Annotated in this window: 15 protein-coding genes; 10 read left to right on the top strand and 5 right to left on the bottom strand. The window is 74.1% G+C overall.

Annotated elements, in window-relative coordinates:
• Positions 1-13: 13 nt before the first annotated feature.
• Positions 14-544, bottom strand: coding sequence for a DUF1990 domain-containing protein (locus tag ACFYOP_RS03175; protein ID WP_356891052.1), 531 nt, complete (start codon positions 542-544; stop codon positions 14-16).
• Entirely contained in the window at positions 541-1,386 is an 846-nt protein-coding gene (locus ACFYOP_RS03170; RefSeq protein WP_356891054.1) for a YndJ family protein, read from the bottom strand. Before ACFYOP_RS03170 ends, ACFYOP_RS03175 begins: the two co-directional genes overlap by 4 nt.
• A 143-nt stretch (positions 1,387-1,529) precedes the next feature.
• Here ACFYOP_RS03170 and ACFYOP_RS03165 point away from each other — a divergent pair, with 143 nt between their 5' ends.
• Both ACFYOP_RS03165 and ACFYOP_RS03160 read left to right on the top strand, forming a co-directional pair.
• Entirely contained in the window at positions 1,530-2,654 is a 1,125-nt protein-coding gene (locus tag ACFYOP_RS03165) for a DUF6777 domain-containing protein (RefSeq protein ID WP_356891056.1), read from the top strand.
• 62 nt (positions 2,655-2,716) lie between these two features.
• Entirely contained in the window at positions 2,717-4,789 is a 2,073-nt protein-coding gene (locus tag ACFYOP_RS03160; protein WP_356891058.1) for a SpoIIE family protein phosphatase, read from the top strand.
• 21 nt (positions 4,790-4,810) lie between these two features.
• Here the strand turns inward: ACFYOP_RS03160 and ACFYOP_RS03155 are convergent, their stop codons facing one another.
• On the bottom strand, positions 4,811-5,449 hold the full coding sequence (locus tag ACFYOP_RS03155; RefSeq protein ID WP_356891060.1) for a DNA polymerase ligase N-terminal domain-containing protein: 639 nt from the start codon (positions 5,447-5,449) through the stop codon (positions 4,811-4,813).
• Positions 5,450-5,660: 211 nt separating this feature from the next.
• Between ACFYOP_RS03155 and ACFYOP_RS03150 the strand changes: the two genes are divergently transcribed.
• The 3 genes from ACFYOP_RS03150 (at position 5,661) to ACFYOP_RS03140 (ending at position 8,460) form a co-directional block, all read left to right on the top strand.
• Complete coding sequence (locus ACFYOP_RS03150; RefSeq protein ID WP_356891062.1) at positions 5,661-6,653, top strand: aldo/keto reductase; 993 nt, start codon at positions 5,661-5,663, stop codon at positions 6,651-6,653.
• Positions 6,650-7,492 carry an amidohydrolase family protein gene (locus tag ACFYOP_RS03145; RefSeq protein ID WP_356891064.1) on the top strand — a complete coding sequence of 281 codons (843 nt, stop codon included), beginning with the start codon at positions 6,650-6,652 and terminating at the stop codon, positions 7,490-7,492. Before ACFYOP_RS03150 ends, ACFYOP_RS03145 begins: the two co-directional genes overlap by 4 nt.
• A 107-nt stretch (positions 7,493-7,599) precedes the next feature.
• Positions 7,600-8,460, top strand: coding sequence for a DNA-formamidopyrimidine glycosylase family protein (locus ACFYOP_RS03140; RefSeq protein ID WP_356891066.1), 861 nt, complete (start codon positions 7,600-7,602; stop codon positions 8,458-8,460).
• 41 nt (positions 8,461-8,501) lie between these two features.
• Here ACFYOP_RS03140 and ACFYOP_RS03135 read toward each other — a convergent pair whose 3' ends face one another.
• Positions 8,502-9,173, bottom strand: a complete 672-nt coding sequence (locus ACFYOP_RS03135) for a zf-HC2 domain-containing protein (RefSeq protein ID WP_356891068.1) — start codon at positions 9,171-9,173, stop codon at positions 8,502-8,504.
• 151 nt (positions 9,174-9,324) lie between these two features.
• Here ACFYOP_RS03135 and ACFYOP_RS03130 point away from each other — a divergent pair, with 151 nt between their 5' ends.
• From ACFYOP_RS03130 to ACFYOP_RS03110, 5 genes are all read left to right on the top strand, one after another.
• The gene (locus ACFYOP_RS03130; protein WP_356891070.1) at positions 9,325-10,131 is read left to right on the top strand and encodes a LytTR family DNA-binding domain-containing protein; all 807 of its coding nucleotides are present in this window, start codon (positions 9,325-9,327) and stop codon (positions 10,129-10,131) included.
• Between the two features lie 132 nt (positions 10,132-10,263).
• Positions 10,264-10,533 carry a hypothetical protein gene (locus tag ACFYOP_RS03125; RefSeq protein ID WP_356891072.1) on the top strand — a complete coding sequence of 90 codons (270 nt, stop codon included), beginning with the start codon at positions 10,264-10,266 and terminating at the stop codon, positions 10,531-10,533.
• Positions 10,534-10,658: 125 nt separating this feature from the next.
• Positions 10,659-11,039, top strand: a complete 381-nt coding sequence (locus tag ACFYOP_RS03120; RefSeq protein ID WP_356891074.1) for a hypothetical protein — start codon at positions 10,659-10,661, stop codon at positions 11,037-11,039.
• A gap of 22 nt (positions 11,040-11,061) precedes the next feature.
• Positions 11,062-12,795 carry a cation acetate symporter gene (locus tag ACFYOP_RS03115; protein WP_356891076.1) on the top strand — a complete coding sequence of 578 codons (1,734 nt, stop codon included), beginning with the start codon at positions 11,062-11,064 and terminating at the stop codon, positions 12,793-12,795.
• Entirely contained in the window at positions 12,792-14,015 is a 1,224-nt protein-coding gene (locus tag ACFYOP_RS03110; RefSeq protein WP_356891077.1) for a histidine kinase, read from the top strand. The genes ACFYOP_RS03115 and ACFYOP_RS03110 overlap by 4 nt, the downstream gene beginning before the upstream one ends.
• Positions 14,016-14,039: 24 nt before the next feature.
• Here ACFYOP_RS03110 and ACFYOP_RS03105 read toward each other — a convergent pair whose 3' ends face one another.
• Positions 14,040-14,555, bottom strand: coding sequence for a hypothetical protein (locus ACFYOP_RS03105; protein ID WP_356891079.1), 516 nt, complete (start codon positions 14,553-14,555; stop codon positions 14,040-14,042).
• Between the last annotated feature and the right edge of the window lie 72 nt (positions 14,556-14,627).

The following is a 14,627-nucleotide window of genomic DNA, read 5'->3' as shown; positions in this document are numbered from 1 at the left end:
CCGCGCCCGGGGATCAGCCCGCAGCGATCCGCCGCAGCGTGTTGCCCAGCCGCCGGGCGTACCAGCGCTGCAGCACGGGCACGAGCGGGCCGCCGAGCCTGCTGTACCAGGCGGCGGGCCGGCTGAACGCGAGCACGGTGAACCACACGGAGCCGTCGTCGTGCAGGTCGACGGTGAACGCCTCCTCGCCCTGCTCGGGGTGGCCGGTCAACGTGCCGTACGCGAAGCCGGCGCGGTCCCGGTCGTGGATCGTCCAGACGACCTCGCAGGGCGCGGCGACGCGCAGCGGTCCGACGCCGACGGAGACCTCGACCCGCACGCCGGCGCCGGCGCGCTCCGCGGTGGCCCGCACCCTGGCTCCCGACGCGCGGTGCATGCGCCAGGTCGTGACCGCGCTGCCCGCCGCCTCGAAGACGGCCCGGCCGCTGCCGATCCGGGCGGTGTGGCGCAGGTGGTGGTAGCCGCCCGGCAGCGGGTCGTTCCGTGTCGCGCCGACCTCGGGGTAGTCGAGGCTGCGGGTGGTGTTCCTGCGTGCGGCGCTCATACGGCGTTCTCCTTCATGCTCCCGGTCCTTCTCGTGTCGTGGATCCTGCGCCAGGCCGGCACCGAACAGAGCGCGAAGCCGAGGGCGTTGCCGAGGCCGTGGGTGGCGGCCATCCAGGTCAGGTTCGGGTGGGGGAGACCCGCGGCCTCGCCGACCGCCCAGCTCAGCGCCAGCAGCATCGTCGCCACCAGCACGGCCGCGGAGACGGCGAGGAGCGCCCGCGTCCACGGGTCGCGTTCCGCGCTTCGGACCTCGCGCCAGGTCACCAGCGCCACGGCCCACATGCCCGCGGTCAGCACCAGCGCGCCGGCCAGCTCGGCCCAGTCGTCGACGAAGTAGCCCCCGAGGACGCCCAGCGTGCCGATCGGCACGCTGAGCGCGGCGAACCGTGCGAGCGGCCCGTCGGCCCGGCCGCAGACCAGGCCCGCGACGAGCGCGGCGGCGAAGCCGGCGAAGTGGAAGTGCGGCACGGTCAGCGCCAGGATCGGCAGCGTGAAGCCGAACAGCTCGTGGCCGGTCCGCTCCGCGACCAGCGCGAGACCCGCGACGGACGGTGTGACCAGGGCCGTCAGCACCGCGATCTCCGCGGGCGCGACCGAGCGGGTGGCGGCGAGCCGCCGGAGCGCGTGGGCGGCCGGCAGCAGCGTGCCGAGCGCGTAGACGACGGCCAGGGCGGTGGCTCCGTGCCCTCGCGGCAGCCAGAGCGCCACCGCACCCGGCACGGCGAAGAGCGGCCAGATCCGCCGAACGGGCGCGAGCCGTACGGGGTCCACGAGTCGCAGCCCCGCGGGGACGATGAACAGCATCCCGAGCATGACGATCAGGTTGACCAGTACGAACATGCCGCACCCCCCGCTGGTTGAACGTGTTCAAACGCCTCGGCGCTGACTCTACGCACCGAACTGAACGCGTTCAAGTCGCACTGTTCGTGATGATCCGTCAGAAATGGAGGAACGTCCCGGGTTGCGAAAGGCAGGAGATCTTGGTGCGCTCACCCATGCGTGGTCTGTACGCGGCGGTCGCCGCGCTGTGTGTGGGGCCGCTGGCCGCCGGCTGCGGCGGCGAGAGCAAGGCGGCGGAACCCGAGGAGATCCTCCTCCAGTCGTCGGCGGCGCAGGGTCCCGACCCCTTCACGGCCTCGACCGCCACGCCCGGACCGCCGCCCGCGCTGCCGCGCGTCGCGAGCGCGCCCAAGAGCCCGTCCGGGGGAGGGGTGACGCTGCGCACCCTGTCGGGTGCGACACCGGGCCTGTACGCCGGCACCCAGGAGGTGGCCGCCTGCGACGTGGCGCGGCAGGCCGGACTGCTGGCCGCGGAGAAGGGCAAGGCCCGCGCGTTCGCCGAGGGGGCGGACATCGAGCCGTCGGGCATCGGCGCCTTCCTGCGCGGCCTCACCCCGGTCGTGCTGCGCGCCGACGTCCGCGTCACCGGCCACGGCTTCCGTGACGGCTCGGCCGTCGCCCGGCAGTCGGTCCTCCAGGCCGGCACGGCGATCCTGGTCGACCAGTACGGCGCGCCGCGCCTGCGGTGCGCCTCCGGCACGCCGCTGAAGCCCCCGGTGCCGGCCGCGGCCGGGATGGTCACCAAGGGCACCGCCTGGCCCGGCTACCGCGCCGACCGGACGCTCGTCGTCAAGCCCTCGGGGCAGCCGGTCAACAACCTGCTGCTCGTCAGCATCGTGGACAACGGCTGGATCCAGCGCCCGAGCGGCACCGAGGGTGAGGACGACTCCCGGCCCACGGCGCAGCCGCCCGTGGACCCCGAGGAGGTCTTCGCCGACCCCGACCGCCCCGAGCCGGACGGCGGCGCCGACCCCGCGGGCGTGGAGGGCGCCGAGAGCGCCGAGAGCGCCGACTCGGGACCGCGGCCCTCTGAGGGCCCGGCCCGGCCACAGCCCCCCGCCGCGCCCGCGCCGCCGGTTGAGCCGGACCTTCCCGCCGTCCCGCAGCCCGACCTCCCCGATCTGCCCGCGGAGCCGGACCCCGTGGCGCCCGCGCCCGCCGAACCGGCGCTCCCCGACGGCGCCGGCGACGGAGCGGGCGGCGGCCCGGCCGCGCCGTCCGGTCCGGCCCCGGACGGGCCCGCCGAGGGCGACGCGTTCCGGCCCTGACCGCCGGACAGGCCCGGTCCCGACCGTTCGTGAATCGCGACAAACCATGGCAGAGTGGCCACATGGCTGATCGGGCAGCGGGTGCCCTGTCGCTTCCCGACGACTGGCCGGCGCACGCGGATCTAAGTCTCGTCCTCAACCGGATGGGCACGTTCGACTGGGACCTCACCAGCGGGCTCATGCACATGGACGGGGCCGGCCTCGAGGTGTTCGACCTGCGTCCCGAGGAGTACGACGGCCGTCCGGAGAGCCTGGCGCCACGGGTGCCCGCCGACGAGGCCGCCCGGCTCGACACCATGGTCTCCCAGGCGCTGAAGAACGGGAGCGACAACTACGGCGCGTACTTCCGCATCCGGTGCCGCGACGGACATCTGCGCTGGACCCACACCCAGGCCTGCGTACGGCGGGACGAGACCGGCCGTCCGGTGCGCATCATCGGCATCGTCAGGGACGCGACCCAGGAACTGGCCGACTCCAGCACCCATGTGGAGGTCGACCTCGAACGCCGCAGGCAGACCAGCGTCGTCGAGAGCACCACCGCCGCCCTCGCCCACGCCCGCACCGTGCAGGACGTCATCGAACTGCTGAAGGACTCCCACGGCCTGGAACACCTCGGTGCCACCAGCCTCGTCATGGGCCTCCTGGAATCCGGCCGCATCCACCTGGTGGCGGAGGGACCCGAAGGCTCCTTCGTCCCCGGCACCCGCTACACGCGGGTCGACGAGCAGTACCCGATGAGCGAGGTGGTGCGCACGCTCACCCCCCGTTTCATCGAGTCCAAGGCCGACTTCGCCCGGTCGTACCCGATCCTGTGGCCGCACATCAGCGGACTCGGCATCACCGCCGCCGCCTACCTGCCGCTGATCGCGCAGGCCCGCCCCATCGGCGCGCTCGGCCTGCTCTACCGAGACAAGACCGCCTTCAGCCCCGACGAGCGCAATCTGCTGGTCGCCCTCGGCAGCAGCATCGCGCAGAGCCTCCAGCGGGCCGTGCTGTACGAGCAGGAGCACGACCTCGCAGAGGGGCTGCAGCAGGCCATGCTGCCGCGCCGCATCCCCGACGTCCCGGGCGCCGAGATCGCGGTGCGCTACCGCTCCGCGCGATTCGGCCAGGACATCGGCGGCGACTGGTACGACGTCATCCCGCTGCCCGGCGGCCGCGTCGGGGCGGTCATCGGCGACGTACAGGGACACGACACGCACGCGGCCGCCGTCATGGGACAGCTGCGCATCGTCCTGCGGGCGTACGCGGCGGAGGGGCACCCCCCGGCCACGGTGATGGCCCGCGCCTCCGTCTTCCTGCACGAACTGGACACCGACCGGTTCGCGACGTGCATCTACGCCGAGGCGGACCTGTCGACCGGAGTGGTGCAGGTGGTCAGGGCCGGACATGTCGACCCGCTGATGCGCGACCGGAACGGCACGTGCCGCAGACTCGCGATGTCGGGCGGCCTGCCGCTCGGGCTCTCCGCGGAGTTCGGCCGGCTGGAGTACCCGGTCGTCATCATCGAGCTGGACCCGGGGCAGACGCTGGTGATGTACACCGACGGCCTGGTCGAACAGCCGGGCTCGGACCTCGACGACGGGATGCGGGCCCTGTCCGAGCTGGTCCGCGAAGGCCCCCGCGACGTCCAGCGGCTCGCCGACCGGCTCTGCGAAGTGGTGGACGAACGCGAAGGTGACGACGACGTGGCGCTCCTGCTGCTGCGCCGCAAGGACGCCTACACCGCCAAGGCGGGCGGCCGGCTCCAGCAGCACGTCGCCCAGGGCGACCCGGAGGCGCTGCGCTCCGCCCGCCACATGGTCCGCGCTGCGGTGGAGTCCTGGGGCGCCCGGTACCGGGCGGACGAGATCGAGCTCGCCGCGGACGAACTGATCACCAACGCGCTGACGCACACCGACGGCGGGGCCATCGTCACCGTACGGGTGCCGGCCGGCGGGGAACGGCGGCTGCGGGTGGAGGTCGAGGACCGCTCCAGCGCACTGCCGCGCCGGCGCGAGGCGAGTGTGTCGGGCGTCTCCGGGCGGGGCCTGATGCTGGTCGAGCGGCTGTCCGACGCCTGGGGCGTCGAGCCGCGGGGCACCGGCAAGTGCGTGTGGTGCGAGATCCGGGTGCCGGACCGGTCCGCGCCGTGACCCCTTCTCCGCGACCGTCGTTCAGGTCCGGCCCGCCTCCGCCTCCGCCTCCGCCTCCGCGTCCGCGGCCACCCGCCCCAGGGTGCGGCCGGTGCGCGCCGACCGGGCGCGGCGCGGCTCGGGCGCGTCGTGCGAAGAGGCGTGCCGGTCCTGCTTCTTCACCAGCAGCCAGGTCTCCCGATCGCCGTACCGGCCGCCGCGGGTGCGGGTGAGCGCGTAGCCGCCGTGCAGCTTCGCGCCGTCGAGCCAGAACGAGGCGTGCCCGTTCTCCAGGGCCTCGGCGAAGGGGATCTCGTGGCCGCGCCGGTCGGTGGCGAGGCTGCGGTAGATGCCCTCGTCCCAGATGATGACGGCCCCGGCGCCGTACTCGCCCGGTGCGATGACCCCTTCGTAGTCCGCGTACTCCAGGGGATGGTCCTCGGTCGGCATGGCCAGCCGCTTCGCGCCCGGATCGGCGGACGGCCCCTTCGGCACCGCCCAGCTCTTGAGGACGCCGTCGACCTCGAGGCGGAAGTCGAAGTGCATGGTGCTCGCGTCGTGGATCTGCACCACGAACGAGCGGACCTCGGCGTCGCGGGGGCCGCCGTCGCCCGAGGGCTCCGTGGTCCGGTGGAAGTCGCGCTTGCGGCGGTACTCCGCCAGGGCGTCGCGAGCGGGCATGGAGACCTCCTCGGGTGCGGCCCGTACGGACGGGTGCGGCCCGTGCGGATCGCGGGTACCCGGCCGACTGGCTCTCAAGCGTTCCCAGAGATCGGACAGCTCGGCTGCCGGGAAGTGCTTTTCCCGCTCCCCGGGTGTTGACGGGGCCGAAGTGCTCCGATGAATATGCGGGTACGGACGTCCGGATCCAGGGCGAGGGGGCAGCAGCCGGATGCGACGCACCAGGCTCGGGCACAGCGCCGTCGAGATCACCGAACTGTCCTTCGGGGCGGCCGGCATCGGAAACCTCTACGCACCCATCGGCCACGACGACGCGCTGGCCGCGGTCGACGCCGCCTGGGACGTGGGCGTCCGCACCTTCGACACCGCGCCCCACTATGGACTCGGCCTCTCCGAGCGCCGACTCGGCGAGGCGCTGCGCGCCCGGCCGCGCGACGCGTACACCCTCTCCACCAAGGTGGGCCGGCTGCTCGAACCCTGCCCCGCCGACGGCGACGACCTCGCCCACGGCTTCGCCGTGCCCGCCGACCACCGGCGGATCTGGGACTTCAGCGCCGACGGCGTACGCCGCTCCATCGAGGCGAGCCTGCTGCGGCTGGGGCTGGACCGTATCGACGTCGTGCACCTCCACGACCCGGACGACCACGAGGAGACCGCGCTGCGTTACGCCTACCCGGCGCTGGAGGCGCTGCGCGCCGAGGGAGTCGTCGGGGCCATCGGCGCGGGCATGAACCAGGCGGCGATGCTCGCCCGGTTCGTACGCGACACCGACATCGACGTCGTGCTGTGCGCCGGCCGCTGCACCCTGCTCGACCAGAGCGCGCTCGCCGAACTGCTGCCGGCGGCCGCCGCGCGGGGCAGGAGCGTCGTCGTCGGCGGCGTGTTCAACTCCGGCCTGCTCGCCGATCCCCGGCCCGGCGCCCGCTACGACTACGCCACCGCGCCACCGTCGCTCGTCGAACGCGCCCTGCGCATGAAGTCCGTCGCCGAACGCCACGGCGTCCCCCTGCGCGCCGCCGCCCTTCACTACCCCCTCGGCCGTCCGGCCGTGGCGGGCGTCGTCGCCGGCGGGCGGTCCGCCGCCGAGGTGCGGGACACGGCCGCCCTGCTCGCCGTGCCCGCGCCGCCCGTCCTCTACGACGAGATGCGCGCCGAGGGACTGCTGCGGGACACGCCCCCGCCCGGCCTGGTCGAGCAACGGTGACCGTCGTCGACGCCCACCACCATGTGTGGGACCTGTCCGTACGGGACCAGGAATGGCTCAGCGACCCCGGCACGGCCGCCATCAGGCGCAGCTTCGGCATCGAGGACCTGGCCCCGCGGGCCCGGGTCGCCGGGGTGCACGTCACCGTCCTCGTCCAGACCGTGTGCGTCGCGCAGGAGACCCCGGAGCTCCTGGCCCTCGCCGCGGCCGACGGCCTCGTCGCCGGCGTCGTCGGATGGACCGACCTCACCGCCCCCGGCGTCGCAGACGCCCTCGCCGCCCTCCGTGAACTCCCCGGCGGGCAGCGGCTCGTCGGCATCCGCCACCAGGTCCAGAGCGAACCGGACCCCCGCTGGCTGCTGCGCCCCGACGTGCTGCGCGGCCTCGCGGCCGTCGCGGACGCCGGGCTCGCCCACGACCTCGTGGTCCTGCCGCACCAGTTGCCCGCCGCCGTGGAGGCGGCCGCCCGGCTGCCGGGACTCACGTTCGTCCTCGACCACCTCGGCAAACCACCCGTCGCCTCCGGCCGGCTCGAGCCCTGGCGCGGCGCGCTGCGGAGCCTGGCCGCGCTGCCGAACACCGTCTGCAAACTCTCCGGACTGGTGACGGAGGCCGACCGGTCCTCCTGGGCCGTCGAGGACCTGCGGCCCTACGCGGACACCGCGCTGGACGCCTTCGGCCCGGACCGGCTGATGTTCGGCTCCGACTGGCCCGTGTGCCTGCTCGCCGCCGGTTACGAGGAGGTCCTCGACGTCGCCCGCGCGCTGACCGGACACCTCGGCGAGTCCGACCGGCGCGCGGTCTTCGGCGGCACGGCGGCCCGTGTGTACGGGCTCTGACGGACCGGCTCCGGCATACGGACTCCGGGCTGATGTACGGGCTCTGGATTCACGGGTTTTGAGCGATTCGGCGCGCGACCGGCGGTCCGCTGCGGCAGGGTGGAGGCATGCCCGAACTGCCCGAGGTCGAGGCGCTGCGCGAATTCCTCGGCTCCCATCTGGTGGGCCGCCGCATCGCCCGCGTGCTGCCGGTGGCCGTCAGCGTGCTCAAGACGTACGACCCGCCGGTCTCCGCTGTGGAAGGCGCGCAGGTCACCGCCGTGGACCGGCACGGCAAGTGGCTCGACGTGACCGCGGGCGGCCTCCACCTGGTGATCCACCTCGCCCGCGCCGGCTGGCTCCGGTGGCAGGACGAGATCCCCGCCGCGCCGCCCCGGCCCGGCAAAAGTCCGCTGGCGCTGCGGACCGTGCTGGCGGAGGGCGGGGGGTTCGACCTGACCGAGGCCGGTACGACCAAGCGCCTGGCCGTGCACCTCGTACGCGACCCGGCCGAGGTGCCCGGGGTCGCGGCGCTGGGGCCGGACCCGCTCGCCGACGACTTCGACCGGGCCGCGTTCGCCCGCGTGCTGGCCGGCGAACGGCGACAGCTCAAGGGGGCGCTGCGCGACCAGCGTCTGATCGCCGGCATCGGGAACGCGTACAGCGACGAGATCCTGCACGCGGCGAAGATGTCCCCCTTCAAACCGGTGCAGAACCTGAATGACACCGAGCGGGACGCGCTGTACGAGGCGCTGCGGACGACGCTCGGCGAGGCCGTGGAACGCTCCCGGGGGGTGGCGGCCGGCCGCCTCAAGTCGGAGAAGAAGAGCGGACTGCGCGTCCACGGCCGCACCGGGCAGCCATGCCCCGTCTGCGGGGACACCGTGCGCGAGGTGTCCTTCAGCGACTCGTCGCTGCAGTACTGCCCGACCTGCCAGACCGGTGGCAAGCCGCTCGCCGACCGCAGGCTCTCCCGCCTCCTCAAGTGAGGCCGGCCGGGACGTCGCTCGGGCGAGGCCGGCGCGCGCCGTCAGCCGCCGATCGACAGCAGCCGCTCGCCGCGGTCCGAACGGACCTCCCAGCGGCCGATCTCGCCCGGGTGCAGTCCGGTGCTCGCCTCCAGGTCCAGCGGGCCCTCGCCAGCGGGTTCCTTGGGAACGCCGTAACCGCCCTTCGGCACCCACCAGCTGAGCACCGGGTGCTCCACCCCGTCCTTGCCGATCGCAACGAGCCGGCAGGTGCGCGGACCGGCCAGCCCGCTCAGCCGCATCGCGACCGACGTGCCCCAGTCGCGGTCCTCCAGGGCCACCGACGCGGTCACCCCCGAGACGGGGTCCGAGGCGACGACCCGGGGCGGTTCCGGCTCCTGCGCGGCGCCCCGGACGGTGACCACGGCGACGGGCAGGGCGACGATCAGTGCGGCGGCCACGGCCACCAGCCGGAAGCGCCGCCCGCGGTCCCGCCGCCGCTGCACCACGACGGCGCCGGTCAGACGTTCGAGCAGCTGCGGCCCGGGGCGGGCGTCGATCCGGCCCGGGCCGGCGAGCTCGGACAGCGCGGTCGCGACGCCGGTGAAGTCGGACAGCCCCACGGCACACGCGGCGCAACCGGCGAGATGCTCCTCGAACCGATGGGCGTCGGCCGGTTCCAGGATGCCCAGCGCATACGCGGCCACATCCCGGTGCGGCTGCTGCCGGCTCATGGGCGGTCCTCGTTTCCTCAAGGTGTTACGGGCGGTCACCCTGGAATACGCAGCGGGAAGGCGCTCTGCTCAACCCGCCGCGGACACGGCCGCGATCGCAAAGCCGACCGCCCGTGGCCGAGGCCCCGGGAGCACACCTAGACTCCGCCCCATGCTGCGCGTACTGGCTGTCGACGACGAGAAACCGGCGCTCGAGGAACTGCTCTACCTCCTGCGTGCCGACTCGCGGGTCCGCAGCGCCGAGGGCGCCACCGACGCCACGGAGGCGCTGCGCCGCATCGGCCGCGCCCTGGAGGGCGGGCCGGACGGCGAGGACGACATCGACGTCGTGTTCCTCGACATCCACATGGCCGGGCTGACCGGGCTGGACGTCGCGCGGCTCCTCGCCGGATTCGCCAGGCCGCCCCTGATCGTCTTCGTTACGGCGCACGAGGGGTTCGCGGTCCAGGCCTTCGACCTCAAGGCCGTCGACTACGTGCTCAAGCCGGTGCGCCGGGAGCGGCTCGCCGAAGCGGTGCGCAGGGTCAGCGACCTGGTCGTCACCCTGCGCGAACCGCAGCGTCCCGACCAGCCCGTGCCTGCACCGGAGACCCCGGAGGCCGCGCAGCAGGCCGCGGGCGGGGGACCGGAGCAGATACCCGTCGAGCTCGGCGGGGTCACCCGCTTCGTGCCGGTCGACGACATCACCTACGTCGAGGCGCAGGGCGACTACGCCCGGCTGCACACCCCCGCGGGCAGCCATCTGGTCCGCATCCCGCTGTCCGCCCTCGAGGAGCGCTGGGCGTCGCGCGGGTTCGTCCGTATCCACCGCAGCCACCTGGTGGCCCTCGGCCGCATCGACGAACTGCGGCTGGACGCCGGCGCGACGACCGTACGGGTCGGCGGCGCCGAGCTCGCGGTCAGCCGGCGTCACGCCCGCCAGCTGCGTGACCTGCTGCTGCGGCACGCCAGAGGCTGACGGACCGTTCGGCGATCATCAGCGGCCGTTCGTCGCGCGGTACCGGCCGTACGGCGACGCGGCGGCGGACTCGGCCCATGATCACGCCCGCCCGCCCCTAACCTTGATCACGCCGGTGAAGATGGGGGCCTGATGCGCGACATCGACGCACTGCTGGACGAGCTCCGCGGCGTTCCGCACACCCACCCGGCCGACGTCCACGACCTCCAGGAACTCCTCGCCACCGTGCGCAGCGCCGCGGGACGGTGGGCCGACGTGCTGGACGAGATCCGCCAGTCGGCACAGGGGATCGCCGGACCGCGCGCGGAAGCGGCCCTCGAAGTCGCCTTCCGCCGGGCCGAGGAGTCCTACGTCGAGCTGGAGATCGCGCTGCGGGACTGCGCCGGTGACACCGGCCGCTGAGCAGCGGCCGGGCGGGCCGGGCCGGCCGCCCAGAAGGGCCCCGCTCGTCTCTACCGCCCGTAATCACTCCTGCGTAGACTCCAGGACCTCCCCGAGTTCGCCGACAGACGCTGGAGCGGACGACGATGTCTGCAGAGCAAGCCCCACGCCGCGAGGTGGTCACCGGTGTGCCGCGCGGCACCCGCCGTCCGCCCGGCCACGCGCCCGCCCGCTCCGAGATCAGCGAGCAGACCACCCTCGGCGCCACGTATGTCCGCTCCCTGATGCGCAGTCAGCTGCGGGCGGCCCTGTACGCGCTCGGCACGCTCGCCCTCCTCGTCGGCTCGCTGCCGCTGCTGTTCGCCCTGCCGTCCGCCCTGGGCGGTTCGCCGGGCTCGCCGGAGCCGTTCGTCTGGGCCGTGCTCGGCGTGGCCGTCTACCCCGTGATGTGGCTGATCGCCCGCTGGTACGTGCGCCGGGCCGAGCGCAACGAGCGCGACTTCACCAGGCTCGTCGAGGGACGCTGACGGTGCCCGCGGGAGCAGCCAGGTGAACCAGACCTACGCGGTGGCCGCCGTCACCGCCGTGGTGCTCGCCACTGTGCTCATCGGCGCGCTCGGCCTGCGCATATCCCGCACCACCTCCGACTTCTACGTCGCCTCCCGCACCGTCAGGCCCGCTCTCAACGCGGCCGCCATCAGCGGCGAGTACCTCTCCGCCGCGTCCTTCCTCGGCATCGCGGGGCTGGTGCTCCTCCAGGGCCCGGACCTGCTCTGGTATCCGGTCGGGTACACGGCCGGCTATCTGGTCCTTCTCGTATTCGTCGCCGCCCCGCTGCGCCGCTCGGGGGCGTACACGCTCTCCGACTTCGCGGACGCCCGCCTCGAATCGGCGCAGGTGCGCAGGCTCGCGAGTCTCTTCGTCGTCGGCATCGGCTGGCTGTATCTGCTGCCGCAGCTCCAGGGCGCGGGCCTGACCCTGCAGATCCTCACCGGCGCGCCCGACTGGGTCGGCAGTGTCGTCGTGGCCGTCGTCGTCACCGGGGCCGTCGCCGCCGGCGGAATGCGCAGCATCACCTTCGTCCAGGCCTTCCAGTACTGGCTGAAGCTCACCGCCCTGCTGGTCCCGGCGCTGTTCCTGGTCGCGGCCTGGGTCGGCGACGACACCCCGCGTGCCCGGTTCGACGCGCCCGCCGTCTTCCAGCAGCACACCGCCGTCCGCCTCGACGACACCGTCCGTGTCGACGTCGAGGCGCCGCTGAGCCTCACCGTCTCCGGAACGGTCGACGGCGTGCGGCACGAGCGGAGCCCCGTCACCCTGAGCGAGGGCACGCACCGCATCGAGGCGGGCACGACACTGCGCTTCCCCGAGGGCGCTGAGGTCCCCCGGCCCCGCAGCGAGGGCACCGGACCGTACAGCTGGTCGGAGCCGCTGTCCGGCGGCCGGGACGGCCATCAGCTGTACGCGACGTACGGGCTGATCCTCGCCACCTTCCTCGGCACCATGGGCCTGCCCCATGTCGCCGTCCGCTTCTACACCAGCCCCAACGGACGGGCCGCCCGGCGCACCACCCTGGTCGTGCTCGGACTGATCGGCGCCTTCTATCTGCTCCCGCCGGTCTACGGCGCGCTGGGCCGCGTCTACGCGCCCGAACTGGCGCTCACCGGGGCCGCCGACGCGGCCGTACTGGTGCTGCCGGACCGGGTCATCGGCGGGCTCGCCGGGGAACTGCTCGGCGCGCTGCTCGCCGGCGGCGCGTTCGCCGCCTTCCTGTCCACGGCCTCGGGCCTCACGATGTCCGTGGCCGGGGTGCTCACCCAGGACGTGCTGCCCTCGCGCGGTGTACGGCACTTCCGCCTCGCGACCCTGTTCGCGATGGCCGCGCCGCTCGCGCTGAGCGTGGTGGCGACGAAGGTGCCGGTCGCCGACGCGGTCGGCCTCGCCTTCGCCGTCTCCGCCTCCTCGTTCTGCCCGCTGCTGATCCTCGGCATCTGGTGGCGCGGGCTCACCCCGCCCGGCGCGGCGGCCGGTCTCGTCGTCGGCGGCGGTGCGGCCCTGACCGCGGTGATGGCCACCCGTACCGGCCTGGCGTCGGGCGGCTGGACGCACACGCTGATGGCCTGGCCCGCCGTCTGGTCGGTGCCGCTCGGCTTCCTGACCATGATCGGGGTGTCCCTGGCCACGCCGCGCCACATCCCGGCCGGAGCCGCCGCGACCCTGGCCCGGCTTCATCTGCCGGAGGGCCTGGTGGGCCGGCCGCAGCGCGAAGGAGCACCACGATGACCGGGACGGAGTGGGCCGCACTGGCCGCGGCGGGGCTCCTGCTGCTGGCCCTCGGCACGGTGATCGGCCGGCTGACCGCCGGCCGCGGCGGCGACCGGCCGGACCTCGACCTCGGCACGCCCGTCGAGCGCGCGACCTTCCACACCCTGCACACCGCGTCCCTCGCCGCGCCGCCGCTGCGGGCGGGCCTCACGGAGGACACGGCGCGCAAGGCGGCCCGGCGGCTGCGCCCGCTGCTCGGGACGGAGACCCTCTGCCTCACCGACCGCGACGGGGTGCTCGCCTGGGACGGACCCGGCGCCGACCGGCACCGGCAGCAGGTCATGGAGCTGGTGGCGGAGGTGCTCGACTCCGGGCGCAGCCGCAGCGTCCATGCCGAGTGCGACGAGCTGGACTGCCCGCTGCGCTGGGTCGTCATCGCACCGCTGACCGGCGAGGAAGGGGTGCTGGGCGCGCTGGTCGCGTACGGCTCACGGGAGTCGGCCGTACTGGTACGGGCGGCCACCGAGGTGGCCCGCTGGGTCTCCGTGCAGCTGGAACTTGCCGAGCTGGACCGCTCCCGCACCCGCCTGATCGAGGCGGAGATCCGCGCCCTGCGGGCGCAGATCTCCCCCCACTTCATCTTCAACTCGCTGGCCGCGATCGCGTCCTTCGTCCGCACCGACCCGGAGCGGGCCCGCGAACTGCTGCTGGAGTTCGCCGACTTCACGCGCTACTCGTTCCGCCGGCACGGCGAGTTCACCCAGCTCGCCGACGAACTGCGCTCCATCGAGCAGTACTTGGCCCTCGCCGGGGCCCGCTTCGGCGACCGGCTCAAGGTCACCCTCCAGGTCGCCCCCGAGGTCCTGCCGGTCACGCTGCCGTTCCTGTGCCTCCAGCCCCTGGTCGAGAACGCCGTCAAGCACGGCCTCGAGGACTCCAGGAACGCCTGCCGCGTCACGATCTCCGCCCAGGACGCGGGCGCGGAGGCGATGGTGACCGTGGAGGACGACGGCGTGGGCATGGACCCGGACGCGCTGCGCGCCATCCTCGCCGGGGAGCGCACCACGTCGTCGGGCATCGGCCTGAGCAACGTCGACGAGCGGCTGCGCCAGGTGTACGGGGACGACTACGGCCTGGTCATCGAGACCGCCGTCGGCGCCGGGATGAAGATCACTGTCCGGATACCCAAGTACCGGGCGGGCGTCCACTCCTCGGCGGGCCCGCGCGCCCTGACCTGACCCCGTCCGCCGCGGCGGGACGGCTCACCACAGGTGGACCGCCAGATGCCCGAGCGGCAGCCCGAGTTCCCAGGCGGGCATCCACACCTTCACCGCCTCGTCGGGCGGGGTGTCCGCCGGGCGGGAGGTGTGCCACGGTTCCAGGCCCCCGAGGTCGGTGGCGAGCAGTTCGGTCTCGCGCAGCAGACGCCAGGCGTCGAACGCGAGCGCCAGGTCGGGGTCCTCGCCGCCGTGCCGCTCCCGTGCCCTGCGGGCCGCGAGCCGGTCCCGCACCCACTGCGGCCAGGGGTGCCCGTACGAGGTGACCGCCAGCCAGTCGTCGACACCCGCCGTCGGCGACGCCCCGGACAGCGGGTCGGCGCCGTCGCACAGATGGATGGTGAGGGCGAGCGCCTGCCGGCCGGCCCGGAACTCGAGGGAGGCCGGATCCACCAGCGCGGCGGTGCGCATCATCTCGTCCGCGGTGTATTCGGCGCACAGCCACGCCATGGGGACGGCGATGCCGCCTCCGCTGGTGCCGTTCGTACTTCCCGGCCGCATGTCTCCTCACCCTCTCCCGTGGGACTGGGTCCGCCTCTCCACGACGAGCCTCCACCGACAGACACGGTGGGG

This window comes from Streptomyces sp. NPDC006294, from assembly GCF_042870895.1.
Taxonomy (GTDB): Bacteria; Actinomycetota; Actinomycetes; order Streptomycetales; family Streptomycetaceae; genus Streptomyces.
Note: the sequence above shows the minus strand (reverse complement) of the source record. Positions and strands in the feature narration are given on the sequence as shown.